The organism is Thauera sp. 63 (assembly GCF_000310165.2).
GTDB lineage: Bacteria > Pseudomonadota > Gammaproteobacteria > Burkholderiales > Rhodocyclaceae > Thauera > Thauera humireducens.
The window spans coordinates 70230-96450 of sequence record NZ_AMXC01000007.1 but is presented as its reverse complement, the minus strand read 5'-3'; the positions used below and the strand labels follow the sequence as shown (position 1 = coordinate 96450).

At 66.1% G+C, this 26221-nt stretch carries 20 protein-coding genes; 4 read left to right on the top strand and 16 right to left on the bottom strand.

Features of this window, described 5'->3' with window-relative positions; translation table 11 throughout:
- Positions 1–155 precede the first annotated feature (155 nt).
- The 11 genes from C664_RS08455 to C664_RS08405 form a co-directional block, all read right to left on the bottom strand.
- On the bottom strand, positions 156–2333 hold the full coding sequence (locus C664_RS08455; protein ID WP_004257542.1) for a primosomal protein N': 2178 nt from the start codon (positions 2331–2333) through the stop codon (positions 156–158).
- Between the two features lie 387 nt (positions 2334–2720).
- Positions 2721–3791: a uroporphyrinogen decarboxylase gene (gene hemE / locus C664_RS08450; protein WP_004257537.1), complete on the bottom strand. Its 1071-nt coding sequence runs from the start codon at positions 3789–3791 to the stop codon at positions 2721–2723.
- Between the two features lie 100 nt (positions 3792–3891).
- Positions 3892–5349: a TrkH family potassium uptake protein gene (locus tag C664_RS08445; protein ID WP_004257532.1), complete on the bottom strand. Its 1458-nt coding sequence runs from the start codon at positions 5347–5349 to the stop codon at positions 3892–3894.
- A 12-nt stretch (positions 5350–5361) separates the two neighbouring features.
- On the bottom strand, positions 5362–6765 hold the full coding sequence (trkA, locus tag C664_RS08440) for a Trk system potassium transporter TrkA (protein WP_004257528.1): 1404 nt from the start codon (positions 6763–6765) through the stop codon (positions 5362–5364).
- Positions 6766–6858: 93 nt separating this feature from the next.
- Positions 6859–8106: a sigma-54-dependent transcriptional regulator gene (locus C664_RS08435; protein ID WP_004257510.1), complete on the bottom strand. Its 1248-nt coding sequence runs from the start codon at positions 8104–8106 to the stop codon at positions 6859–6861.
- A gap of 5 nt (positions 8107–8111) precedes the next feature.
- On the bottom strand, positions 8112–10232 hold the full coding sequence (locus C664_RS08430; RefSeq protein WP_004257507.1) for a sensor histidine kinase: 2121 nt from the start codon (positions 10230–10232) through the stop codon (positions 8112–8114).
- Positions 10229–10831, bottom strand: a complete 603-nt coding sequence (locus tag C664_RS08425; RefSeq protein ID WP_038011312.1) for a DUF4390 domain-containing protein — start codon at positions 10829–10831, stop codon at positions 10229–10231. The genes C664_RS08430 and C664_RS08425 overlap by 4 nt, the downstream gene beginning before the upstream one ends.
- Positions 10791–12041 carry a 16S rRNA (cytosine(967)-C(5))-methyltransferase RsmB gene (gene rsmB / locus C664_RS08420; RefSeq protein ID WP_004257500.1) on the bottom strand — a complete coding sequence of 417 codons (1251 nt, stop codon included), beginning with the start codon at positions 12039–12041 and terminating at the stop codon, positions 10791–10793. Before rsmB ends, C664_RS08425 begins: the two co-directional genes overlap by 41 nt.
- 161 nt (positions 12042–12202) lie before the next feature.
- Positions 12203–13087, bottom strand: a complete 885-nt coding sequence (gene speE / locus C664_RS08415; RefSeq protein WP_004257498.1) for a polyamine aminopropyltransferase — start codon at positions 13085–13087, stop codon at positions 12203–12205.
- Positions 13088–13542: 455 nt separating this feature from the next.
- On the bottom strand, positions 13543–14313 hold the full coding sequence (locus C664_RS08410) for a sulfite exporter TauE/SafE family protein (RefSeq protein WP_004257495.1): 771 nt from the start codon (positions 14311–14313) through the stop codon (positions 13543–13545).
- Between the two features lie 22 nt (positions 14314–14335).
- Complete coding sequence (locus C664_RS08405; RefSeq protein ID WP_038011310.1) at positions 14336–15103, bottom strand: methyltransferase domain-containing protein; 768 nt, start codon at positions 15101–15103, stop codon at positions 14336–14338.
- Between the two features lie 322 nt (positions 15104–15425).
- Here C664_RS08405 and C664_RS08400 point away from each other — a divergent pair, with 322 nt between their 5' ends.
- A complete protein-coding gene (locus tag C664_RS08400; protein ID WP_004257490.1) occupies positions 15426–16802 on the top strand; it encodes an NAD(P)/FAD-dependent oxidoreductase in 1377 nt (458 codons plus the stop codon).
- A 90-nt stretch (positions 16803–16892) separates the two neighbouring features.
- Here C664_RS08400 and mnmE read toward each other — a convergent pair whose 3' ends face one another.
- The 5 genes from mnmE to rpmH are packed head-to-tail and all read right to left on the bottom strand — an operon-like array spanning position 16893 to position 20612.
- Positions 16893–18251, bottom strand: coding sequence for a tRNA uridine-5-carboxymethylaminomethyl(34) synthesis GTPase MnmE (mnmE, locus tag C664_RS08395; protein WP_004257486.1), 1359 nt, complete (start codon positions 18249–18251; stop codon positions 16893–16895).
- Complete coding sequence (gene yidC / locus C664_RS08390; RefSeq protein ID WP_004257480.1) at positions 18223–19887, bottom strand: membrane protein insertase YidC; 1665 nt, start codon at positions 19885–19887, stop codon at positions 18223–18225. Before yidC ends, mnmE begins: the two co-directional genes overlap by 29 nt.
- Positions 19888–19907: 20 nt before the next feature.
- Complete coding sequence (gene yidD, locus C664_RS08385; RefSeq protein ID WP_004257477.1) at positions 19908–20117, bottom strand: membrane protein insertion efficiency factor YidD; 210 nt, start codon at positions 20115–20117, stop codon at positions 19908–19910.
- Positions 20114–20476, bottom strand: coding sequence for a ribonuclease P protein component (rnpA, locus tag C664_RS08380; RefSeq protein ID WP_083483068.1), 363 nt, complete (start codon positions 20474–20476; stop codon positions 20114–20116). Before rnpA ends, yidD begins: the two co-directional genes overlap by 4 nt.
- 1 nt (position 20477) lies before the next feature.
- Positions 20478–20612: a 50S ribosomal protein L34 gene (gene rpmH / locus C664_RS08375; protein WP_002926183.1), complete on the bottom strand. Its 135-nt coding sequence runs from the start codon at positions 20610–20612 to the stop codon at positions 20478–20480.
- A 279-nt stretch (positions 20613–20891) separates the two neighbouring features.
- Here rpmH and dnaA point away from each other — a divergent pair, with 279 nt between their 5' ends.
- From dnaA to gyrB, 3 genes are read left to right on the top strand one after another with little or no spacing between them, the layout of a single operon-like run.
- Positions 20892–22358: a chromosomal replication initiator protein DnaA gene (gene dnaA, locus C664_RS08370; RefSeq protein WP_038011343.1), complete on the top strand. Its 1467-nt coding sequence runs from the start codon at positions 20892–20894 to the stop codon at positions 22356–22358.
- A 43-nt stretch (positions 22359–22401) separates the two neighbouring features.
- On the top strand, positions 22402–23511 hold the full coding sequence (gene dnaN, locus C664_RS08365) for a DNA polymerase III subunit beta (protein ID WP_004257468.1): 1110 nt from the start codon (positions 22402–22404) through the stop codon (positions 23509–23511).
- 50 nt (positions 23512–23561) lie between these two features.
- A complete protein-coding gene (gene gyrB, locus C664_RS08360; protein WP_004257465.1) occupies positions 23562–26057 on the top strand; it encodes a DNA topoisomerase (ATP-hydrolyzing) subunit B in 2496 nt (831 codons plus the stop codon).
- Positions 26058–26221: the final 164 nt, after the last annotated feature.

The window sequence follows — 26221 nt, the reverse complement described above, 5'->3', positions numbered from 1 at the left end:
GACGATCGATCGAAACCGCGCGCGACGGCATGGAGGCATGCCGGACGCACAGCGGCGGGTCGTCGTCGATCATGACGCATCATCACCCAGCTTGGGTAGCGCGATGTCACGACAGGGCGCCCCCCGAGCGACCGGGAGCCGCCCGACCGCCTCGCTCAGACCTCGAGTGGATCCACGTCCAGCTGCCAGCGCAACTCGCGCGCAGTGCGCTGGCGGTACAGCAGCGCCACCCAATCGGCGAGAAAGCCCTGCAGCACGCCGCGCTGGTCAGCTTCGAGCAGCAGTTGCGCGCGCTCGCGGCGGGCCAGGCGGGTCATGCGCATCGGCACCGGGTCGTAGATGCGCAGGCCCTCGGGCGCGCGCTCCTCGGCCAGCCGCCGCGCGTGGCGCAGGAACTCGACGGCATCATCCAGCGCGGGCGCATCCGCACGCAGCATGGCCTGGTAGGTGAAGGGCGGAAAACCCGCGCTGCGCCGCTCGGCCAGCTCCATGCGCGCGAAGGCGTCGAAGTCGTGGCGCGCGAGGTGCAGGTACAGCGGATGCGCGGGGTACTCGGTCTGGATCAGCACCTCGCCGGGCAGCGTGCCCCGCCCCGCGCGACCGCCCACCTGCATCAGCTGCTGGAACAGGCGTTCGGGCGCACGGAAATCGGCCGCATGCAGCGAGGCATCCGCCCCGATCACGCCGACCAGTGTCAGCTTCGGGAAGTCGTGTCCCTTGGCCATCATCTGGGTACCGACCAGGATGTCGGCCCCGCCGTCGGCGATCGTCGCCAGCAGACTCTCCCACTGCTTGCGGGTGCGTGCGGCATCGCGGTCGACGCGCAGCACCCGTGCCTGCGGAAACAGCTCGGCCAGGCGCGCCTCGATGCGCTGCGTACCGCGACCGAAGGGCTGGATGTCCTGGTTGCCGCAGCTCGGGCAGGCGTGCGGGATACCGCCGTCGCAACCGCAGTGGTGGCAGCGCAGGCGGCGGTCGACCAGATGAACGACCAGGTTGGCCGAACAGTGCGGACAGCGGCTGACCCAGCCGCAGGACGGACAGGACAGCACCGGTGCATAGCCGCGCCGGTTGAGAAACACCAGGCTCTGCTCACCGCGCGCCAGGCGCTGCTCGATCGCTGCCTTCAGGCCGGGGCTGAGGCCCTCGTCCAGCTTCAGGCGGCGCACATCGATGCAGCGCACGGCAGGCATGGTCGCGGCCACCGCACGCTGGTTCAGCACCTGGAGCGCATAGCGGTCGTTGCGGGCGTGATACCAGGTCTCGAGCGAGGGCGTGGCCGAGCCGAGCACCACCGGTACATCGCCCTGGCGGGCGCGCCACACCGCGACGTCACGTGCCGAATAGCGCACCCCTTCCTGCTGCTTGTAGGAGGCGTCGTGCTCCTCGTCGACCAGGATCAGGCCCAGACGCGGCAGGGGCGCGAACACCGCAAGCCGGGTGCCGAGCACGATATCGGCGTGGCCGCTGAGCGCCTGCACGAAGCCACGTGAACGCGCCCCATCGGCCAGTCCGGAATGCAGGCTGACGACGTTCGCCGCAGCGAAGCGCTGCGCAACGCGGCGCTCGAGCTGTGGGGTCAGCGCAATCTCGGGCACCAGCATCAACACCTGCTTGCCCTGGGCCAGCGCGTTGGCGGCGAGACGCAGGTAGACCTCGGTCTTGCCACTGCCGGTCACGCCGTGCAGAAGCCACGCACGAAAGCCCGGGCCGGCGTCCAGGATGGCGTTCACCGCCTCACCCTGCTCCGCCGTCAGTTCGGGCTGGGGGCCGGTCGCGTCGCGGCGCAGATCGCCGATGGCCGCCTCGACCAGCCAGCCGCGACGCAGCAGGTCGCCGACGGCCTCCCCGCCTTCGCGTTCGCGTACCGCACTGCGGCGCCAGGGCGGCGTGTCCTGCGCCAGCGCCTGCAGCAAGGCCAGCGCCTTGCTCGGCCGGCGCGCCGCGCGCAAGGCCTCGCTACCCGCTGCGCCAAGCGCCAGCAGCGGGTCCGCGTCATCGCCGCTGACGCCATCGGCTCGGCGCAGACCCGGCGGCAACGCCAGCGCGACGACTTCGCCGAGCGGCGCGTGATAGTAGCGGGACACGAAACTGACCAGCGCCAGCCAGTCGCCCGGCAGGGGCGGCACGTCACGCTGGATGTGATGCACGGGCTTGAGGCGGGCGACCTCGACGTCCGCCTCGGACGCCACCGCCACGATCAGGCCATTGCGCTCACCGCGCCCGAAAGGCACCTTGACGCAACGCCCGACGTCCTCTGCGGACGCATCTGACGCAAGGTAATCAAACACTTGCGGCAGGGGCACGGGCAATGCGACACGGACGATGGGCATGCGTAAACGGAGACAATCTGAAAAGACGTTGAACGTCAGTAACTTGCGGGCGTTTCGTGAGAACCAGCCGAGAAAACGTAGGGCAAGTCTTTGGCAGGAAAACCGACCCGGCGCTTGTCCACAAAACCTGTGGATAAGTTTGTGGGGAAAGTGGGAACATCAGGCGCAAACCGGCGCCACATCAGGCTTTTCGTCACATTGCCTTAACATTGTGCGAAATTTTTATTCTTATTTTTCAATAGCTTAATCGATCAGCCGCATAACCCGCCGGTACACTGCGCGCCCAGGCTCAGGAACGCGCAGTTGTGCATAAGTCAAGCCTTGAAATACAAATATCGTGCTTGACAGGCCGCCGCTCGCGCCTCCCGGGCGACGGCCTGCCACGCCTCAGCCCTGGGCGCGCAGCTTGCGGCTGTGCGCGTGAACGGTGTCGACCAGCACCGAGACGTTCTCCGGGGGCGTGAATTGCGAGATGCCATGGCCGAGGTTGAAGACATGGCCAGGATGGTTGCCGAAGGCGTCGAGCACACGACGGGCCTCCGTCGCCACGGTCTCGGGCGGGGCGAACAGCACATTGGGGTCGATATTGCCCTGCAATGCCACCTTGTCGCCGACGAGCTGGCGGGCGCGACCGATGTCCATCGTCCAGTCGAGGCCGACCGCGTCGTAGCCGACGGCGGCAATCGACTCGAGCCACAGGCCACCGCCCTTGGTGAATACGATGCTCGGCACGCGCACGCCGTCGCGTTCGCGGATCAGCCCAGCCTGTACCTGCTCGAGGTAGCGCAGCGAGAACTCCTTGTAGGCGGCCTCGGACAGCACCCCGCCCCACGAGTCGAACACCATCACGGCCTGGGCGCCGGCCTCGATCTGGGCGTTGAGGTACTTCACCACCGCACGCGCGGTGACGTCGAGGATGTGGTGCATCAGGTCCGGGCGGCTGTAGGCCAGGCTCTTGACCTTGCGGTAATCGTCCGACGAGCCCCCTTCGACCATGTAGCAGGCCAGGGTCCACGGGCTGCCGGAGAAGCCGATCAGCGGCACGCTGCCGTCGAGCGCGCGGCGGATCTCGCTGACCGCATCCATCACGTACTGCAGTTCGGCATGGGGGTCCGGCGCGCTGAGGTTGCGGATCTCCCACTCGTCCTTGAGCGGACGCTCGAAGCGCGGCCCCTCGCCTTCGGCGAAGTAGAGGCCGAGGCCCATCGCGTCGGGCACGGTGAGAATGTCCGAGAACAGGATGGCCGCATCGAGGTCGTAGCGTGCCAGCGGCTGCAGCGTCACTTCGCAGGCCAGCGCGGGGTTCTTGCAGAGGTTGAGGAAACTGCCTGCACGCTTGCGCGTTTCGCAGTACTCCGGCAGGTAGCGCCCGGCCTGGCGCATCAGCCAGACGGGCGTGTATTCGGTGGGCTGGCGCAGCAGTGCGCGCAGGAAGGTGTCGTTCTTGAGACGGCTCACGTCGAGTCCTCTTGGCAATCGTTCGGGCACAAGCGGTCATTATCGCCCGTCGGCGCCGGCGGTGGGGTTGTCACGCATCAAGCCGGTGCGCAACGCCCCTTCAGCGGCGCCAGAAAGCCGGCGTCAGCACGACGAGAAAGGTGAAGATCTCGAGTCGCCCGAGGATCATCGTGAACGCCAGCACCCACTTGTGGAATGCGCTGAGCGCCTGATAGTTCGCCGCCGGCCCCACGGCCTCGAGCCCGGGTCCGGTGTTGTTCAGGCAGGCCACGACGGCGGAGAAGGAGGTCACCAGCTCGAGACCGGTGGCCGACAGGATCAGCGTCAGGCTGACGATCGACACCATGTACATGAAGCTGAAGCCGAGCACGGCATGCAGGATCGTCTCGGGTACCGGCTTCTTGCCCATGCGCACCGGACGCACCGCGTGCGGGTGCAGCGAGCGGACGATCTCGCGCAGCACCTGCTTGTACAGGATGATCGCGCGCATCATCTTGATGCCACCGCCGGCCGAGCCCGAACAGGCGACGAAACTGCCGAGGAAGAGGATCCAGATCTGCGCGAACATGGGCCAGCTGGTGTAGTCGTCGATGGCCAGACCGAGCGAGGTCGAGATCGACACCACATGGAAGGCCACGTTGCGCAAGGTCGTGAACAGGTCGGCGTGGATCTGCCAGTACATCATGTACACGGTCAGCATGGCGATGCTGAACAGCAGCACACCGAAGTAGAACGGGATCTCCGGATCGCGCAGGTAGGGCCGGAACGAGCCACGCACCAGTGCGAGGTAGTGGGTCGCATAGTTCAGGCCGGCCAGCAGGGCGAACGTGATCGTCACCAGTTCCACGTTGAGGTTGTCGAAGTGGCCGAGCGAGGCATCCTTGCTCGAGAACCCTCCCAGGCCGGTGATCGTGAAGGCATGGATCAGCGCATCCCAGCCCTCCAGCCCGGCCCCCCAGAGACTGAAACCGCAGGCGACGGTCAGCAGCAGGTAGGTCAGCCACAGCCCCTTCGCGGTCTCGGCGATGCGCGGCGTGAGACTGGCGTCCTTCATCGGCGTCGGCACCTCGGCCTTGTACAGCTGCCGGCCGCCGATGCCCAGCAGCGGCAGGATCGCCACCACCAGCACGATGACGCCCATGCCGCCAATCCAGTGCATGAAGGTGCGCCACAGGTTGATCGAGATCGGCAGGTCGTCGAGGCCGGTCAGCACGGTGGCGCCCGTCGCGGTCAGCCCCGACACCGCCTCGAAGTACGCATCCGTGAAACTGAGCGTGGGCAGGAAGGCCAGCAGCGGCAGGGCACCGAACAGCGGCAGGACGACCCAGGTGGCAGCGACCAGGAAGAAGCCGTCGTGCACCCGCAGGTCGCGCCGTACGCCGCGGGTGATCGTCCACAGGATCAAGCCCGCGACGAAGGTGCCGAAGATCGCCTGGTCGTAGGCCAGCGTCGCACCGTCGTCGAGCCAGGCCGACACCGCGAGCGGAAAGCCCATCAGCAGGCCGAAGATCATGATGATCAGGCCGAGCGCATTCAGCGGTGGGTGGTAGGCACGCATGAGGGTGGGCGCTCAGAGGAAATGGAAGCCGACCTGGAACAGCTTCTCGACCTTGCGCACCAGGTTCTTGTGCGTGCAGAACACGATCACGTGATCATCCTCTTCGATCACCGTGTCGTGGTGGGGCATGATCACCTCCCGCCGCACCACGCGCCCGTCCTCGCGTTTCTCGTCGCGTACGATGGCCCCGATGGTCGCGCCCTTGGGCAGCATGATCTCCTCGATCGGCCGTCCGACCACCTTGGAGTCCTTGCGGCTGCCATGGGCGATGATCTCGAGCGCCTCGGCGGCACCGCGGCGCAGGCTGTGCACCGCAACCACGTCGCCGCGTCGCACATGCGCCAGCAGCGTACCGATCGAGGTATGAGCCGGCGAGATGGCGATGTCGATCGGCCCGCCCTGCACGAGGTCGACGTAGCTCTTGCGGTTGATCAGCGCCAGCGTGCGGCGCGCGCCCATGCGCTTGGCGAGCGAGGCGGACATGATGTTGTCCTCCTCGTCGTTGGTGAGCGCGACGAAGAGGTCGGTCTCGTCGATACCCTCGGCTTCGAGCAGCTTCTCGTCGGTGGAGTCCCCGCGCAGCACGAGCGCCCTGGTCAGCTGCGTGGCCAGCGTTTCGGCACGGTCGCGGTTAACCTCGAGAATCTTGACGTGGTAGTTCTGCTCGATCGACTGCGCGAGACGGAAGCCGATGTTGCCGCCACCGGCGATCATGATGCGGCGCATCGGCCGGTCGGAACGGCGCAGCTCACGCATCACCTGGCGGATGTGCACCGTGGCCGCAAGGCAGAAGACCTCGTCTCCCGGCACGATGATGGTGTCCCCCTGGGGAATGATCGGCAGCCCGTTGCGGTAGATCGCCGCGATACGGACCTCGACGTTCGGCAGGTGAAAGCGCAGGGCCTTCAGCGGGTGGCCCACCAGCGGGCCGCCCTCGAAGGCACGCACACAGATCAGGCTGACGACGCCCTCGGCGAACTCCAGTACCTGCAGGGCCTCGGGAAAGGCGATGAGGCGCTTGATGTAGTCGGTGACGACCTGTTCGGGGCAGATCGAGAAGTCGACGGCAAAGTTGTCGTCGTCCAGCAGTTCCGGATGATCGACATAGTCGGTGGAGCGCAGTCGGGCGATCCGCGTCGGCAGGTTGAACACCGCCTTGGCGATGCGACAGGCGCACAGGTTGGTCTGGTCCGACTGGGTCACGGCGATCAGCAGGTCCGCGTCGTTGGCCCCTGCCTCGCGCAGCACCGAAGGCGAGGCGGCGTTGCCGCAGACCGTACGCACCTCGAGGCGGTCGCGCAGGGCGGCAAGGTACTCGGCGCTGGTATCGACGAGCGTGATGTCGTTCGCCTCCGAAACCAGGTTTTCCGCGACCGACGCGCCGACCTGGCCGGCGCCGAGAATGATGATCTTCACCGAGCGTTCCCGAGATGCGTTTCAGCGGCGGATTCTACGCTGCCGTGCAACATCCAGATACAGCGATTGCTGCAATGCAACACCCGCCGCGGTTCAGGCTTCCTCATGGCGGCGCCCCGCCTGCAGGCCCAGTTGCTTGAGCTTGCGGTAGAGGTGCGTCCGCTCGAGGCCCGTCTTCTCGGCCAGTCGCGTCATGTTGCCGCCCTCGAGGCGAAGGTGGTGTTCGAAGTACAGGCGCTCGAAGGCCTCGCGCGCCTCGCGCAGAGGCTGGTCGAGCGATACGCCGACCGAGCCCGCCGCCGCATCAGGGGGTAGCAAGCGGCGCACGTCACCCGCGCCGATCTCCTCCTCCAGCGTTCCCAGCGCCAGCGACTTCACCGCCGCGCGCAGTTCGGCATAGCCGCCTGGCCAAGGAAGGTTGCGCAACTGGTTGAGCGCGGCCGTGGAGAAGCGCCTGAGCGGCACCTCGCCGCCTTCGGACAGATGCATCAGGACCTGGCTCGCCAGCTCGGGCAGGTCGTCGCGCACGTCCGCGATCGACGGCGGCGCCAGACTGACTTCGAACAGGCGCGACACCAGCGCCTCCTCCCAGCCTTCGGCGAGCAGTCCCTCCGCGCTGCGGTCGGTCGCGACGACCACGCGCAGGTCGTAGCGGTCGAGCCGCTCGACGGCGAAGGCGAGGTTCTTCTGCTGCGCGCGCGACAAACGCGCGAGCTCGCCCACGAACAGCACCCCGCCCTGCGTTGCCTGCAACTGCGCGATGTCGAGCGGCGCACTGATCGCGGAAAGGTCGAGCCATGCCGGGGAGCTGCTCTGCACGCTGCGGGCGACGAGCTCGGCCAGGCTGCCCGCGCCGACACGCAGCAGCAGAACGCGCGTGCTGCTCGCGATCTGCTCCACCCGCCGGCGCAGCTCGCGCAGGGGCACCGAGCGCGTGAACGCCGCCAGGGTCAACGGCGCCGGGGCGCCTGGTGCCTGAGGGCGCTGCAAGCCACGCTTGACCGCCGCCAGCAGCTTCTGCAGGGCGATGGGCTTCTCGAGGTAGTCGATCGCCCCGATCCGCGTGGCCTCGACCGCGGTGTCGATCGTGCCATGGCCCGACATCATCACCACCGGCATGTTGAGCTGGCCATTGGCCGCCCACTCCTTGAGCAGGGAGATGCCGTCGGTGTCCGGCATCCAGATGTCGAGCAGCACCATGTCGGGGCGGCCGGCGTTGCGCATCGCGCGTGCCGTACCCGCGTTCTCCGCCAGCAGGATGTCGTAGCCCTCGTCGCGCAGGATCTCGGACAGGAGCTCGCGAATGCCGACTTCGTCGTCAACGATCAGTATCTTTGCCATCTTATTCAGTGTTTACCATTCATTTCGGCCAAGCGCAGCCGGATACGGATCTCCGCCCCGCCACCATCGCGGTTCGCCAGCCGCACATCGCCGCCGTGCTCGTCGACGATCTTCTTCACCATCGCCAGTCCCAGTCCCGTGCCCCGCGACTTGGTCGTGAAGTAGGGCTCGAACGCATGTGCAAGCAGCTCGGCCGGGAACCCCGGCCCATTGTCGCGGAACAGCAGCGCCACGCGCTCACCCTCGACCCGCGTGATCACCCTCACCTCGCCGTCCTCGGTCCCGGAGAGCGCATCCTGCGCATTCTGCAGGATGTTGTGGACGACCTGCCGGATCTGGCTGGCGTCGCCTTGCACCAGAGGCAGTCCGCCCTCCAGTTCGAGCCGGATGTGCGAGGCAAAGCTCTCGTACAGGTTCAGGATCTCGCGGATAAGGGCATTGAGGTCGATCGCCGACAGTTGCGGCGCGGGCAGGCGCGCGTAGTCGCGGAAAGCGTTGACCAGGTTCTTCATCGCCTCGACTTGGTTGACGATGGTCGTCGTGCCGCGCTCGAGCATCTCGCGGCTGCTGTCGTCGAGCTTGTCGGAAAGCTTGAACGCAAGCCGCTCGGCGGAGAGCTGGATCGGCGTCAGCGGGTTCTTGATCTCGTGTGCGAGCCGCCGGGCAACCTCGCCCCACGCCGCCGTGCGTTGCGCTGCCACCAGACGCGAGATGTCGTCGAACACGACCACCAGGCCACCGCCGGTGCTCTTGGGCAGGCGCGAGCCGTGGATCAGCAGCGTGAGCGGCGTGCTGTCCTTGACCGGCAGCTCGATCTGGCTTTGCCAGTCGCCCTCGTTGGCGGCGAAGCCTTCGAGCAAGGCGTCGCGGAAGCCTTCGAGACGCGGCCATTCGGCCAGCGTGATGTCCTCGAAGCCGGCCAGTTCGTCACCGAGGATCTGCATCGCGCCGTGGTTGGCCGCGCGCAGGCCGCCCTCGGCGGAAAAGGCCAGCACCCCGGTCGACAGGTTCGCCAGCACGCTCTCCAGATAGGCGCGCGCCGACTCGACCGCCGCGCGGTTACGCTCGGCGGCCGCGCGCGCATCCTCGAGCTGACGCGTCATGCGGTTGAAAGACTGGGTCAGCACGCCCAGTTCGTCGCGTGCCGGCAGCGCCTGACGGGGGCTGTAATCGCCCTGTGCGACCGCCTGCGTCCCTTCGGCCAGGATCAGCAGCGGCGCTGCCAGCCGGCGCGCGATGATGAAGGCGGCGGCGAGCGCGGTCAGCAATGCCAGCAACAGCGTCAGGGTCAGCGTGAGCGTGTAGATGCGGTTCAGCCCCTCGCGCCCGAGGGTGAGCTGCTGGTATTCGCGGTATGCATCCTGCACCGCCTCGGCATGGCGGCCGAAGCTCTCGGGCACGGCCTGTGTCAGCTGCAGCAGGTTGGGTTCGCCCGCCAGCGTGCGCAGGGGAATCGGCACGATGACACGGATGACCAGCCGGCCATCCTTCTGGCTCTCGATCGCATGGAAGATCCGTGTCTGCCGCGCCTGGCGCAGCTGGGTGACGCTGGGCAGGTCCGGAAGCAGGGCTGACATCGCATCGGCCGCCGTAGCGAGCACCTGGCCATTGGCGGCAATCACCGTGACGCTGCCAACGCCCGCCTGTTCCCGCAGCCGGTTCAACATGACCGCCGACACCGTGCTCGCGCCTTCGAGCTCCAGCACCATGTCCCCTGCCTTGTCGCCCATCTGGCTGACGAGGTAGTCGAGCGCGTTCTGCCCCAGCGCGATACCGCCCTCCAGCGCAGACTCCACCCGAACGTCGAACCACGACTCGATGCTGCGCACCACGAACTGCAGCGACACCGCGTAGATCACGAGACCGGGAACGACGCCCATCAGCCCGAACATCAGCACCAGCCGGTACTTGAGCCGCGAGCCAAACTGGCGCGAGCGGTACTCGCACCATAGCTGGCGCAACTGCACGCCCACCAGCCCGCCCAGGACCACCGCGAGCACGCCATTGAAGGCAAGCAGGTAAGGATAGCTGCTGGCGAAGAGATCGGAGTTCGAGCTCGCCGATGTGAGCAGGAACAGCGAAATGCCTGCCAGCGCAGCGGCAATGACGAGAAGGATGCGTTTCATCGCTGGCCCGCCGCACCCGGCAGGAAGGTCCACGTCGCCCAGTCGGTGCCGAGGTTCCAGTCCCGACTGCCGATCGCCGTGACCTGGAAGGGCTTGGGCAGTTGCGAGGTATCGAGGCGGAAGCGGAGCGCAACCTCGTGCGACACCCCCGCCGTCAACTCGGCGAGCTCGGCAACCTGCCAGTTGCGCACCCTGCGCATCGTGCGTACGGCACTGTCCAGGGAGTCGAAGCTCTGATGGAAACTGCCGATCGAAAGGCGATAGCTGCGCGTGATCGGATGGTAGGACAGGCGGTAATCAAGGCTGCGGTCGACGACGACCTCGTCGAGCCAGTACCAGCGTGGACGCTCGATGCGCAGCTCGGTGGTGAAGTACAGCGATACGCCCCGGCTCACCGCGTCGGCCAAGCGGGGGTTGAGCTCGACGTCGATGTCGGCGTTGAGCACGTAACCGCCCTCGCCTGCAACGACCTCTGCGCTCACGATACGCGCCTCGTTGGCGCGTGCTAGCGTCGCACACGCCATCAATGCGAGCAGCGCGACGACGCGCAGGGCGCGGTCACGCCTGCTTGCGGAGCCGGGCAAAGTAGAAGCCGTCATGTTCGGCGTCGGGCAACAACTGGCAGTCGGAGGCAGCATTGATGGGCACGCATTCGGCATCGGCATGGCGATCGAGGAAGCGTGCGATCTGCGCCGCATTCTCCTGCTCGAACACCGAGCAGGTCACGTAAAGCATTGTGCCACCCGGCGCCAGCGTCTGCCAAAGCGCATCGACGATGCGCCGCTGCTGCTTCGCGAAGCCCACGATGTCCTCGTCGCGACGCAACCACTTGATGTCCGGATGACGGCGCACGACACCAGATGCCGAGCACGGCACGTCGGCGAGGATACGATCGAATGGGCGCCCGTCCCACCAGCTGCGCAGGTCGCAGCAATCGGCCACACGGATCTCGGCGCGCAAGCCGAGGCGCTCCAGATTGGCGCCGATACGCTGAGCGCGCTGCGGCTCCAGTTCGAGGGCGAGCAGCTCGACGTCGGCGGACTCCAGCAGGTGCGCCGTCTTGCCGCCCGGCGCAGCGCAGGCGTCGAGCACGCGTTCGCCGTCCCGTGGGGCCAGCAGTCGAGCGGCCTGCTGGGCGCCTGCGTCCTGCACCGACACCCTGCCCTCGGCATAACCCGGCAGGCGCGCCACGGCCACGGGCTGCTCGAGCAAGAGGGTGGAGTCGCCCCGCGCCTGCGTGTCGATGCCCGCCGCGGCGAGTTCGGCACGCGCGGCCTCGAGCGTGCAGCGACGCAGATTCACCCTCAACGCCATCGGCGGACGCTGATTACCCGCCGCGAGCACGGCCTCCCACTGCTCGGGCAGGGAAGCCCGGATCCGTTCGATCCACCAGGCTGGATACGCGTGCGCCGACACCCGGCTCGCGCCAATCCATCCCGCCCATTCGGACTGCTGCCGCAGCGCGTTGCGCAGCACCCCATTGACCATGCCTTTCAGGCCGGGCATCGCCGTCGCCACTGCCTGCACCGCCTGGTCGACCGCCGTGTGGGCCTGCGCAGGGCGCTGGCTCAGGCGCTGAACGGCCACCAGCAACAGGGCCCGGACCAGGGTCGGTGGCGGGCTGTGCAGCAGGCGGTCGAGCACGGCATCGCCGCGACCGAAGTCGCGCAGCGTCGTCCAGGCGAGATCGCGCACAGCCCCGCGCGTGGATTCGGGCCAATCCCGATGGGCTTCGAGCATGCGCTCGAAGGCGTCGGTGAGATTGCCGCCCTCGATCACGCCAGCAACCAGTTCGGCAGCCCGCAGCATGGCATAGCCAAGGCTGTCGACCGGCAGAACCGGGGGCGGAGCAGACCGCGATGTGCGAACTGGCGCCGCGTGCGAGCGCGGGCGGACATGAGCGCGACGAGGCGCAGCGGAAGACGAATTCACGAGGGACCTGATTCGGGCGACACGCGTCGCCGGCCGCTTCAGGCCAGCAACGCGCGCAGATGGTTGGGAAGGGCAAACTGTGCGCAATGAACAGCGCCATTGTAATGTTGAAGGCGCGCAATCCGGCGCTCGGCAAGCCTCCGCTCGATCTCGTCGGACCCCAGTGCGCAGGGATCAAGTTGGTTGGAAGCGGTCGCCAGCCCCCACAGGCTTCCGTAAAGCGGGACATAAAGGAAGTACGGCCTGACAAACCGGAACACCCGTCGCAGGCGCTGGACGAGTTCGCGTACCCGCTCGGGCTGGAAGATCGGCGGCCCGATGTGCAAGCTCAATGCGCCGCCGTCGGCCAGCAAGGCGTTGCTTGCACGAAAGAAGTCTTCCGAGTACAGGGCCTCGGCGGGCCCCACCGGATCGGTCAGATCGAGCACGATCAGGTCATAGCGCCCCCCGGCAGCCGGCCCGTCGGACATCACGTACTGCATGCCGTCGCCAATTCGAATATCGACCCTCGGATCATCGAGCGATCCATGGTGCACGGCATCAAGATATCGGCGGGAGATCTCCACCACCTTCTCGTCGAGCTCCGCGATCACGATGTGCTCGATGCCCGGATACTTCAGCAACTCCTCCGCCGAACCGCCATCGCCTCCACCCACGATCAGGGCCTTGCGTAACCCGGCGTGAGCCATGCCCGGCACATGGATCAGGTTCTCATGGTAGAAGAACTCGTCACGCTCCGAGGTCATGAAGCAGCCATCGAGACGGAACAGGCGGCCGAAGGCGGGCGTATCCCACACCTCGTAATCCTGCCACTCGGAACGCCCCTTCTCGAGCAGACGCCCCGCACGGCAGAAGAAACCCGCGTCGGCGCTGAGCTGTTCGGCAAGAACGCCCTCCTGAGCCGGAAGCAGACGCCCCTTCATCGCTCAGGCCTCGACGCGCTCATCGGGCTGAAAAGCATCGATAACACGGGAACACCCAGTACGCACACGATCCCTGTTGCCTCGCGAATGGTTGCAGACATTCCTATCGAGCACCACATCGGCGCTTGCCGGCAAGGGTGAGCAGGATTCCGCGCGCACGAACGCCCCACTGACGCCGGCCGGCACGCCATACTCGGCATGAAACGAAAGAAGCCGGCCCCAAAACGCCAGTCCGCCTTCGCGACACTCTTCGGTGCGAAGGGTGTCGCGAAGGCCCCCATTCGCGCATCAATGCCTTGGACGCTGCCGCGGCACAGCGCTGCAATGAGGCGAAGTCGGCTCACTCCCCAAGCATACGAGGACGACAAATCGGACGGCGAATGTTACCACGGCGAGAATGAGAGCATTCAGGCAAACATACTTGGCAGTATGTTTCACGTGAAACACCGCCCGGATCAACGGAGAAAGGTGTCGTACGCCAGTCTTGCAATCAAAACGCTGACCACGGCAAGGAACATCTTGCGCACGAACCCGGTTCCATGCCGCATTGCCATCCGCGATCCAACAACCGACCCCGTCAGATTGCACACCGCCATCAACGCCGCAAGCTGCCACATCAACTCGACATTCCCGGCAAAGTACGCGATTGCGGCAACGTTCGTCGCCACATTCAGAATCTTGGCGGTGACGGAGGCCCGCAGGAAATCCATGCCAAGGAAACGGATGAAGAGGAAAATCAGGAAGCTGCCGGTACCTGGCCCAAAGAAGCCATCATAGAAGCCAACCACCGCACCAATCGATACTGCCAGGGTTACCGAGCGCGCCCCATGGATCGGCTCCGTCGAGATCGAACCGAGATCCTTGCGCACGAAGGTATAGACGGCGACCAGAACCATTAACATCAGGATGAGCGGTCGCAGGAGTGCCGGATCGAGAAAGGCAACGGCCTTCGCCCCAAACCACGAACCGACAAGGGCCGCGACTGCCCCCGGGGCAGCGACAGCCCAGGGGATGGCCACCCGACGGCTGTACTGGATCGCGGCGCTGGTCGTACCGATGACGCTGGCAAGCTTGTTCGTTCCGAACAGCGTAGCCGGCGCGACGCCCGGATAGGCGGTAAACAGGGCCGGCAACTGGATCAAGCCGCCGCCACCGACGATCGAGTCCACGAAACCAGCAAACAGCGCAGCGACCCCGAGCGCCAGAAAGAGAAACTCGACTTCCATCAGAATTGTTTCACGTGAAACATCAGCGCACCCCCGCGCCGATCATGAAGAGACGCTTGAACGGAAAGAGCACGTCGCCCTCCGCTCGAACCGGATAGGCGCGCAACAGCTCGACGCCAAGTTCTGCCAGAAACTCCGCGCGCTGCCCCTCATCCAGGCGCGCGAGATACGGCACCAGTGTCGTACCCTGCAACCATTCGAGAACCGCGTTCTCGCCCTGCAGTCGCTGCCAGTAAATCGTCTCCCACAACTCAACGCTGTGAAACAGTGACGACATCAGCGTCCAGTAGCGCTCCGCAGTCATCACCGACCCCATACGCGCGCCGGAAAGGCACGACGACCATTTCGCCCCGTCAGCAAGTGCGCGAATGCTGCGATGCGACGGCGCATCGAAGTTGGCCGGCATCTGAACCGCAAGCGCCCCGGCTGGAGCCAGATCTGCCGCGAGGCGCGCAAACAAGCCCTCGTGGTCGTCCAGCCAATGGAGCGCAGCATTGGAGAAGATCACATCAGCCGGCACATCCGTCCGCCAGTGCGCGATATCCGCATCGACCCACATCAGGCGCGGATACGCCGCAGCCGCACGCGCCAACATCTCGGCGGACGAATCCACACCGATGATCTCGGCATCTGGCCATCGCTCGGCCAACACGGTCGTGACGGTCCCCGGACCACACCCCAGGTCGACCACACGCCTGGGACTGTCGTGCCTGACCCGCATGAGCAGGTCCAGCGCAGGGCGCAAGCGCAGACTGCCATACTTCAGGTAGCGCTCGGGCTCCCAACTCACTTTCGACTCCATCGAGATAGATTACAGCCACCGTCCGCCGGGAGCCCGCACGCTGCGCAAACGCGAGCCCACCCGTTGCGCCCCGGCATTCTGCCAGCCCGCCTACTCAACGTCACGCCTCGTCGCGAGCGCTCACTTACGGCATCATCCGTTCCGCACTGAGCCGGCGCAATGCCAGCCCGGGCCGGACCCACCATGCCGATCCTTACATCGGCGGTCCGACGCGCCGCCTCCGGCGGCTACTTGCCTGCAGGCGTTCGCGCCTGCCTATTAAGCCCCGGCGGCATCCCGCACCGGGGCGGCTGACGAAACGGGAGCCATCATGACCCAACAAACCTCGCACCCGCGCCGGCGATTTCTCGCCGCCGCCGGCGGTATCGCGGCCGCGGCCGCAGCCCCCACGCTCGCCATGGGCGCCTCGCCATCGCCCGACACCGCGCGCGCCCTGCCCTTCTTGATCGGACGATCGACCGACACCCTGGCCCCGCGCGGCAAGAGCCCGCGCGTCGTCATCTGCGGCGGCGGCTGGGGTGGCGTCACTGCGGCCAAGTATCTCCGCCAGTACGCCCCTCATCTTGAGGTGGTGCTGCTCGAACGCAACCCGGTCTTCTTCTCCTGCCCAATGAGCAACAAGTGGCTGGTCGATGCCGTGGACACCCAGTTCCTCACCCACGATTATCTCGCCGTCGCCGAGAAGTACGGTTACCGCTTCATCCAGACCGAGATCCTGGAGATCGAGCGCGATCGCAAGGCCGTCGTCACCGCTGCGGGCAGCATCGCCTACGACTACCTCATTATCGCGCCGGGCATCCGCTACAACTACGAAGCCTGGTTCGCCAACGATCGGCGCATGGCCGAAGCGACACGTGCTCGCTTTCCCGCCGCCTACATTCCCAATGCAGAGCACTTCCATCTGAAGAACGCACTGCACGCCTTCAAGGGCGGCGACCTGGTCATGACCCTGCCACCCCCACCGCAGCGCTGCCCGCCCAGCCCCTACGAACGCGCCTGCCTCATCGCCTCGATGTTCAGGCAGAAGAAGATCCCGGGGCGCATCATCATCCTCGATCACAAGGACGGCGTGCGTCCCATCGGTCCGGGCTTCCACGCAGCGTTCGAAGAGCTCTACAAGGACATCATCACCTACGTGCCGAATGCGCGCATCGAAGAAGTCGACCCGTTCAAGAAGGAGATCAGGACCGAGGCCGGCGACTTCCGCTTCGACCACGCCATCCTGATGGCTCCACACCAGGCCGGCGATCTGGCCTGGAAAGCGGGTGTCGTGCCACAGCCCGGCGCCGGGCGTCCCGGCGGCTGGGCCGACGTCGATCCACTCTTCCTGCACGACCGCAACGACAAGGATGTCTATGTCATCGGCGACGCAGTCGGTTTCGTGTCGCCGCACTTCGCCTTCTACCCGAAGGCCGGGCACGTCGCCAACCGTCATGCACGCATCGTCGCACGCTACATCGCCGAGCGCGAAGCCGGGCGCGAACCGAGCTACATCCTGCCGGACAACCTCTGCTACATGATGGTGAACACCACCCCGCAGGAAGGCATCTCGGTCCAGTTCGACTACAAGGTGAACGACCAGGGCATCATCGAGCAGACCCAGATGGACTTCAACGAACACTCGCCGGCGACGATTCCGGAAGACTTCAACTGGGCGCGGCTGATCTACGAGGACATGTTCTCGTAAGCCCCGACGGCCGCAGCAAGCGCCAAAGACAAAGCCCGCACGCAGCGGGCTTTGTCTCATGTGTCGGACACCGGACGCGGGTGTGCCGCCTCACTTGCCGATGCAGAACCGCGAGAAGATGACCCCCAGCAGGTCGTCCGCCGTGAACTCGCCGGTGATCTCGCCCAGGCTCTCCTGCGCCAGCCGCAGCTCCTCGGCAAAGAGTTCGAGCGCCGCCGACTGGGTCGCAGCCGCATCCACGTGCGCCAACGCCACGCGCAAGGCGTGAAGGTGCCGCTCGCGGGCGAGGATGACATCCTCGCCATGCGCGTGCCAGCCGGCGATGCGCAGCAATTCGGCGCGCACCAGGTCCATGCCGGCGCCGCTCCTTGCCGACACCTGCAGGCGAACCCGTCCGCCCTCCTCGGAACGGCCCGGCACGAGGCCGCACAGGTCGATCTTGTTGGCGACGGTGATGCGCTCGGCCGCTTGCGGCAGGCGGGCATCAATCGCCTCGAGCGCGGCATCCGTGGCCACCACGCTTGCATCGACCAGCCTCAGGATCACGTCGGCACGCTCGATCTCGCGCCACGTCCGCTCGATGCCGATGCGCTCCACCGTATCGGCGGTCTCGCGCAGGCCAGCGGTGTCGATGATGTGCAGCGGGATGCCCTCGATCTGAATCGTCTCGCGCAGCGCGTCGCGCGTCGTGCCGGCAATGTCGGTGACGATCGCGCGGTCTTCGCCGGCGAGCTGATTCAACAGGCTGGACTTGCCGACGTTGGGTTCGCCGACGAGCACCACGTTCAGGCCGCTGCGCAGCAGCGCGCCCTGACGCGCGCGATCGAGCACGCCTACGAGGTGTTCACGGATCTCGTCGAGCCGCGGCATCGCCCGCGCGCGCTCGAGGAACTCGATCTCTTCCTCCGGAAAGTCCAGCGTCGCCTCGACCAGCATGCGCAGGTCGATCAGCGCATCGACGATGCGCCGGATCTCATCGGAGAATCGGCCCGACAGGGAGCGGAGCGCTGAACGCGCCGCTGCCGCGGTCGAGGCCTCGATGAGATCGGCCACGCTCTCGGCCTGAGCCAGGTCCAGCTTGCCATTCAGGAAGGCGCGGCGGGTGAACTCGCCCGGCTCGGCCAGGCGGGCGCCCAGTTCCAGGCAGCGCTCGAGCAGCATCTGCATGACCACCGGGCCGCCATGGCCCTGCAGTTCGAGCACATCCTCGCCCGTGAAGGAAGCCGGGGAGGGAAAGTACAGCAGGATACCTTCGTCGATCGCGACGCCCGCGGCGTCGCGGAAGGCGGTGAACACGGCCCGCCGTGGCTGCGGCTCGCGGCCGCAGAGCGCCGTCGCGAAGTCACGCAGGCGGGCACCCGAGACGCGGACGACACCGATGCCGCCGCGGCCCGGTGCCGTCGCGATGGCCGCGATCGTGTCAGGCGGCCTTGCTGCCGGGTTTTGCACTTTCGATCATCCGCGTGATCTGCCACTGCTGGGCGATCGACAGCACGTTGTTGACCACCCAGTACAGCACCAGGCCGGACGGGAACCACAGGAACATGAAGGTGAAGATGATCGGCATCGCCATCATGACCTTCGCCTGGATCGGATCCGGCGGCGTCGGGTTCAGCTTCATCTGGATCAGCATCGACACGCCCATGATGACCGGCAGGATGAAGTACGGATCCTTGGCCGACAGATCCTGGATCCAGCCCAGCCAGGGCGCATGGCGCATCTCGACGCTGCCCAGCAGCACCCAGTACAGCGCGATGAACACCGGGATCTGCACCAGGATCGGCAGGCAGCCGCCGAGCGGATTGATCTTCTCGGTGCGGTAGAGATTCATCATCTCCTGCTGCATCTTGGCCTTGTCGTTGCCGTACAGTTCCTTCATGCGCTGCAGGCGCGGACCGAGCACGCGCATCTTGGCCATCGACTTGTAGCTCGCGGCCGACAGCGGGAAGAAGATCGCCTTGAGCGCCACGGTGACCAGGATGATCGCCCAGCCCCAGTTGCCGGTCAGGCTGTGAAGCCAGGACAGCACCCAGAACAACGGCGCGGCGATGACCGTGAGCCAGCCGTAGTCCACCACCAGATCGAGGCCCGGGGCGATGCCTTCGAGCTTGTCCTGCTCCTGCGGCCCCGCGTACAGGCGGGTACCGACGGTCGCCTCGGTGCCCGGCGCGATCGCTGCAACCGGCATGATCAGGCCAGCGGAAAACAGATTGTTGCCCAGCGCGCGGGCGAAATACTCACGCTGCACGCCCTGCTCCGGCAGCCATGCACTGACGAAGTAGTGCTGCACCATCGCCACCCAGCCGTCGCTGGCGGTCTTCACGAACTTGGCGTCGCCATCGGTGATGTCGTTGAACTGCACCTTCTGGAACTTGCCGGCATCGGTGAAGACGGCCGGGCCGGTGAAGGTCGTGACGCCGAAGGCCTCGACCTGTTCGGCCGGATTGCCGTCGCGGGTGAGCTGGAAATAGGCGTGCGGCGCAATCGGCTGGTCACTGCCGTTGCGGATCTCGTACGCGACGTCGATCAGATAGCTGCCGCGCTTGAACGTCATCACCTTGGTGACCTGCATGCCGTTCTGCTCGGGCGCCTGCAGGCGCAGGACCACGCTGTCCTCACCATCCTTCAGCGACAACGCACTGCCCGGCAATGCGAACACCGTCTTGTGCGTCGGCAGCCCTTCGCCGATCAGGCCCGACTGGGCCGCGTACTGGTGACGGGTGGTGCCATCGTCGAGCAGCACGAAGTCGGCCTCGGTCTCGCCGCTGGCCTTGTGCTGCTTGAGCGCCAGGCGAACGATGTCACCGCCCTGAGCGGAAACTTCGGCGCGCAGCAGGTCGGTCTCGACCACCACGCGCGGCGCGGCGGCCGTGGCCACCTGCTCGCCCGGCACGGCGCTCTGCCCCGCGCCCAGACTGGCCGACGGGGTCGGCACCGAACCATCGGCGTTAGCGGTCGCGGCGACGCCAGCCGCTGCGGTCGCCTGCGGCGCCGGCTGCGGGTTGTTGTGCTTGATCCAGCCTTCCCACAGCATCACCAGCGAGAAGGAGAAAATCAGGAAGAGGATGAGGCGGCGTTGATCCATCGGATTCGTTCTATCTCAGGTCAGGGAACGGGATCATACCCGCCCGGATTGAAAGGGTGACAACGCCCCACCCGCTTGGCCGCGAGCCAGCCGCCGCGCAAGGCGCCATGGCGCTGCACCGCTTCGATCGCGTACTCGGAACAGGTCGGGTAAAAACGGCAATTGCGCCCCAGCATGGGACTGATCGCGTAGCGGTAAAAACGCAGCAGGGCGATCAAGACGGTTTTCATTGCCGGGGCAGCCTTTGGAACAGAGCAAGCAGATCCTGGTTCAGCTCGGCACGTGTCGCCGTGGCGACCGACGCATGCAGACGGACGACCATGTCGACCGCGGGCAGCGATTCGCGGTTGCGCCGAAAGCATTCGCGCGCGATGCGCTTGACCAGGTTGCGCGTGTTGGCGCGCTTGGCGAGCTTCTTCGCGACCACCGCGCCGAGTCGGGCCGAATCGAGACCGTTGGGGCGGTAGTGGAGCATGTAGAAGCGGCCGCGCAGGGCCCGCCGAAAAGCAAAAACGGATGAATACTCATCCGTTTTGTGCAATTTGTGAGCGCTGCGGAAACTCTGGTCAGCGCTCGTGAGCGGCGTCACCTCAGACGGCGAGGCGATGACGGCCCTTGGCACGACGTGCGCGGATGACCGCACGGCCGCCACGGGTCTTCATGCGAACCAGAAAGCCGTGGGTGCGCTTGCGACGGACAACGGAGGGCTGATAAGTGCGTTTCATGATCGGCTGCCAGTGTTAGGTCAAACGCGAGAGTTAAATGGATAATCCCATGTTTGTCAATAACAATTTTTGGGACGCCCTGTGGATAAGTCCCCCCTGCGGGGTTAGAATGTCGGCTTCCTGAGCCTCGCCGTCAAGGCAGACGTCGCCAAGCCGACGTCGAGAGGCCGCCCATGCAGGCTCCTCAGACAACACACACCACAAGCCGGTTCGCCGCACACCGCAGCGTGTCCGGCGCACCGCTTGACTATATTGCCGCACATTTATTCCGACACCGCCGTGACCGAAGAACTCTGGCCTTTCTGCCTGTCGCGCCTTGAGCAGGAGCTGCCTCAGCAGCAATACAACACCTGGATCAAGACCCTGCGGGCCGAAGCCGGCGAAGACGGCACGTTCCGGCTGATCGCCCCCAATCGCTTCGTCCTGCAGTGGGTCCGCGAGCGCTACCTCAGCCGCATCCACGAGCTGAGCGAGACGTTTACCGGTGGTCCGCTGCAGATCGAACTGCAGCTGCCGCCCGTCAGTACCGCACGCACCAGCCGCCCCGCCACGGCCACCGCAACGACCGCGCCTGCACGTACCACCCCAAGTGCGCACGATGCTGCCGAGCAGCCGGCTGCCGCGGATACCGCCGCGCCATCGCGTGCCCCGCGCGCGCCGGCCGTCATCGCCAGCCGCGAGCCCGAGCCCGCCGCGGCCTCGTCCGGCCTCGAACTGGCCTACGAGAAGACCCGCCTCAACCCGGACTTCACCTTCGACACCCTGGTCACCGGCCGCGCCAACGACCTCGCCCGCGCTGCCGCGATGCAGGTGGCCCAGAACCCCGGCACCTCGTACAACCCGCTGTTCGTCTATGGCGGCGTCGGCCTGGGCAAGACCCACCTGGTGCACGCCATCGGCAATGCGGTGTTCAGGCACAACCCGCGCGCGGTGGTGCGCTACGTGCACGTCGAGGACTACTACGCCGACGTGGTGCGCGCCTATCAGCAGAAGAGCTTCGACGCGTTCAAGCGTTACTACCGCTCGCTCGACATGCTGATCATCGACGACATCCAGTTCTTCAACAACAAGAACCGGACGCAGGAGGAGTTCTTCCATGCCTTCAACGCGCTCACCGAGGCGCGCAAGCAGATCGTCATCACCTGCGACACCTACCCCAAGGACATCCAGGGCCTGGAAGACCGCCTCATCTCGCGCTTCGACTGGGGTCTGACGGTTCAGATCGAACCCCCCGAGCTGGAGATGCGCGTCGCCATCCTCAAGAAGAAGGCCGAAGCGCTGCGCGTCAGCGTCGACGACGACGTCGCCTTCCTGATCGCCAAGAACCTGCGCTCGAACGTGCGCGAACTCGAAGGCGCGCTCAACAAGGTCGTCGCCTACGCCCGCTTCCACGGCCGCCAGATCTCGCTGGAAGTCGCCAAGGAGGCGCTCAAGGACCTGCTGCACGCGCACAACCGCCAGCTGTCGATCGAGCACATCCAGAAGACCGTGGCCGACTACTACAAGATCAAGGTCGCGGACATGCATTCCAAGAAGCGCACGCGCGTCATCGCACGTCCGCGCCAGGTGGCGATGTGGCTGGCCAAGGAGCTCACGCCGATGTCGCTGCCGGCCATCGGCGAGGCCTTCGGCGGCCGCGACCATACCACTGTCCTGCACGCCTGCCGTACCATCACCGAGCTGCGCCTCGGCGACCACCAGCTCAACCACGACGTCCACGTGCTCACCCAGGTCCTGCGGGGCTGAGCCAGACCCACCCTTCGATCAACCCAACGCCTGATCTGACGCCATGCTCCTGCTCACCACCACCCGCGATGCGCTCCTGGCCCCGCTGCAGTCGGTTGCCGGCATCGTCGAAAAGCGCCACACGCTGCCGATCCTGTCCAACGTGCTGATCGAGAAGCGCGGCGACCAGCTCACGATGCTCGCCACCGACATCGAGATCCAGATCCGCACCACCACGGGCGGCCACATCGGCGGCGAAGACGTGTCGATCACCGTCGGCGCGCGCAAGCTGCAGGACATCCTGCGCGCGCTGCCCGACAGCGGCGACATCAGCCTCACCCTCGACGACAAGCGCCTCACCGTCAAGGCCGGCCGCAGCCGCTTCCAGCTGCAGACCCTGCCCGCCGCCGACTACCCGCGCCTGTCGCCGCCCGACGAGGCCGCCGCGCGCATCACGGTCAGCCAGCGCACCTTCAAGCGTCAGCTCGCCCAGGTGTCGTACTCGATGGCGCAGCAGGACATCCGCTACTACCTCAACGGCCTGCTGATCATCGCCGACGGCAGCGAGCTGCGCATGGTCGCCACCGACGGCCACCGCCTGGCTTACGCCGCGTCCGACCTCGAAGCCCCGGTGACGCCACGCACCGAAGCCATCCTGCCGCGCAAGACCGTGCTCGAACTCGCCCGCCAGCTCGCCGACAACGACGACCCGCTGGAGATCGTTCTCGCCGGCAACCAGGCGGTGTTCCGCTTCGGTCCGATCGAGCTCGTCACCAAGCTCATCGACGGCAAGTTCCCCGACTACGAGCGCGTGATCCCGCAGGCCCATCCCAAGCTGGTCAACTTCGCCCGCCAGCCGCTGCTGGCCGCGCTGCAGCGCGCCGCGATCCTGACCAACGAGAAGTTCCGCGGCGTGCGCATGGTGCTCGAGGACGGCGTGCTCAAGATCGTGTCGACCAACGCCGAGCAGGAGGAAGCGCAGGACGAGCTCGAGATCGACTACCAGGGCGACAAGCTCGACATCGGCTTCAACGTCACCTACCTGCTCGACGTGCTCAACAACCTCTCCTCGGAGACGGTCGACTGGCGCTTCAACGACGGCAACTCCAGCGCGCTGATCACGCTGCCGGGCAACGACAAGTTCAAGTACGTCGTGATGCCGATGCGGATCTGAGTCGAAGCCCCGCCGCAACACCCCGTTCTTTACGAATCACCGAGATGACCATGTCCGAACCGCAAAACACGCCGGCCCCGCAAGGTGGCAACGATTACGACGAATCCAGCATCCAGCAACTCGAAGGGCTGGAGGCCGTGCGCAAGCGCCCCGGCATGTACATCGGCGACACCTCCGACGGCACCGGCCTGCACCATATGGTGTTCGAGGTCGTCGACAACTCGATCGACGAGGCCCTGGCCGGCCACTGCGACGACATCGTCATCACCATCCACGCCGACAACTCGATCTCGGTCACCGACAACGGCCGCGGCATTCCGGTCGGCGTGAAGATGGACGACAAGCACGAGCCCAAGCGCTCGGCGGCCGAGATCGTCATGTGCGTGCTGCACGCCGGCGGCAAGTTCAACCAGAACAGCTACAAGGTGTCCGGCGGCCTGCACGGTGTGGGCGTGTCCTGCGTCAATGCGCTGTCGAAGTGGATGCACGTCACCGTCGCCCGCGACGGCAAGCGCCACCTGCTCGAGTTCGAGCGCGGCAAGCCGCAGAACCGCGTCATCGAGGTCGTCGACGGCGTCGAGGTGAGCCCGCCGCGCGTCATCGGCGAGACCACCAAGCGTGGCACCAAGGTCCATTACCTCGCCGACGAGGAAATCTTCGGCACGGTCGAGTACCACTACGACATCCTCGCCAAGCGCCTGCGCGAACTCTCCTTCCTCAACAATGGCGTCAAGATCCGCCTGGTTGACCAGCGCACCGGCAAGGAAGAGGACTTCGCCTTCGCCGGCGGCGTGAAGGGCTTCGTCGAGTACATCAACCGCGCCAAGACGGTGCTTCACCCCAACGTGTTCTACGCCCAGGGCAGTACCCGTATTCCCACCGGGCAGGGGCACGACGCGGAGCTGACGGTCGAAGTCGCGATGCAGTGGAACGACAGCTACCAGGAACAGGTGCTGTGTTACACCAACAACATCCCGCAGGCCGACGGCGGCACCCACCTCACCGGCCTGCGTGCGGCGATGACGCGCGTCATCAACAAGTACATCGAAGAAAACGAGATCGCCAAGAAGGCCAAGGTCGACATCACCGGTGACGACATGCGCGAAGGCCTCGCCTGCGTGCTGTCGGTCAAGATGCCCGACCCCAAGTTCGCCAGCCAGACCAAGATGAAGCTGGTCTCGTCGGAAGCCCGCCCGGCGGTGGAAGAAGTCGTCGCCAACAAGCTCGGCGACTTCCTGCTCGAGAACCCGATCGACGCCAAGACCATCTGCAACAAGATCGTCGAGGCCGCCCGCGCCCGCGACGCCGCGCGCAAGGCGCGCGAGATGACGCGCCGCAAGGGCGTGCTCGATGGTGTCGGCCTGCCCGGCAAGCTCGCCGACTGCCAGGAAAAGGACCCCGCGCTGTGCGAGCTCTACCTGGTCGAGGGCGACTCCGCAGGCGGCTCGGCCAAGCAGGGTCGCGATCGCAAGTTCCAGGCGATCCTGCCCCTGAAGGGCAAGATCCTCAACGTCGAGAAGGCGCGCTTCGACAAGCTGCTGCAGAGCCAGGAGATCGCCACCCTGATCACCGCGCTGGGCACCAGCATCGGCAAGGACGACTACAAGCCCGAGAAGCTGCGCTACCACCGCATCATCCTGATGACCGACGCCGACGTCGACGGTGCGCACATCCGCACCCTGCTGCTTACCTTCTTCTACCGCCAGATGCCCGAACTGGTCGAACGTGGCCACATCTACATCGCGCAGCCCCCGCTGTACAAGATCAAGCACGGCAAGACCGAGATCTACATCAAGGACGACCACGAGCTCAACGGCCACCTGCTCAAGCTCGCGCTCGACGGCGCCAGCCTGACGCCGCGCGAAGGCGCCGCCCCAATCACCGACGAGGCGCTCGGCGGCCTCGCCCGCAGCTACCTGCTGGCCGAAGCCGTCGTCAGGCGCCTGGCCAGCTACATCGACCCCGAAGTGCTGCAGGTCATGCTGGCCCACGACCTCCAGGTCAGCCTTGACGACGAAGCGGCCGCCCGCGCCTCCGCCGAGCGCATCCAGCCGCACCTGCCCGAAGGCCTGCAGATCTACGCCGAGTACCACGACGAATCCGAAGGCTGGCGCCTCACCATCGAGCGCCTGCACCACGGCAACCGCAAGTTCGGCTGGGTCGAACAAGACTTCCTCGTGTCCGGCGACTACCGCAGCATCCGCAACGCCGCAGAAGCCATCAGCGGTCTCATCGGTCCGGGCGCCGAGATCCGTCGCGGAGAAAAGCGCCAGTCCGTCACCCGTTTTGCCGACGCCATCACCTGGCTGCTCGCCGAAGTCGAACGCGGCCTCAGCAAGCAGCGCTACAAGGGCCTCGGCGAGATGAACCCCGAGCAGTTGTGGGAAACCACCATGGACCCGGCCGTGCGCCGCCTGCTGCGCGTGCAGATCGACGACGCAATCGCCGCCGACGAGATCTTCACCACGCTGATGGGGGATAACGTCGAGCCGCGCAGGGCGTTCATCGAGAGCAATGCGCTGTATGCGCAGAACATTGACGTATGATGCCCTGTAGAAGCGACCATAAACTGGCAGATGGCTAGCCAATTATTGGCAGACAGCCAGAAAGGGCGGGCGAATCCGATGGGTTCCCCGCCCTTTTTGCATCTCACGTGAGCGCTACAGCCAAAGATGCACGCGGTTGGCCCCTCGCACCAGAAGGTAGCGCG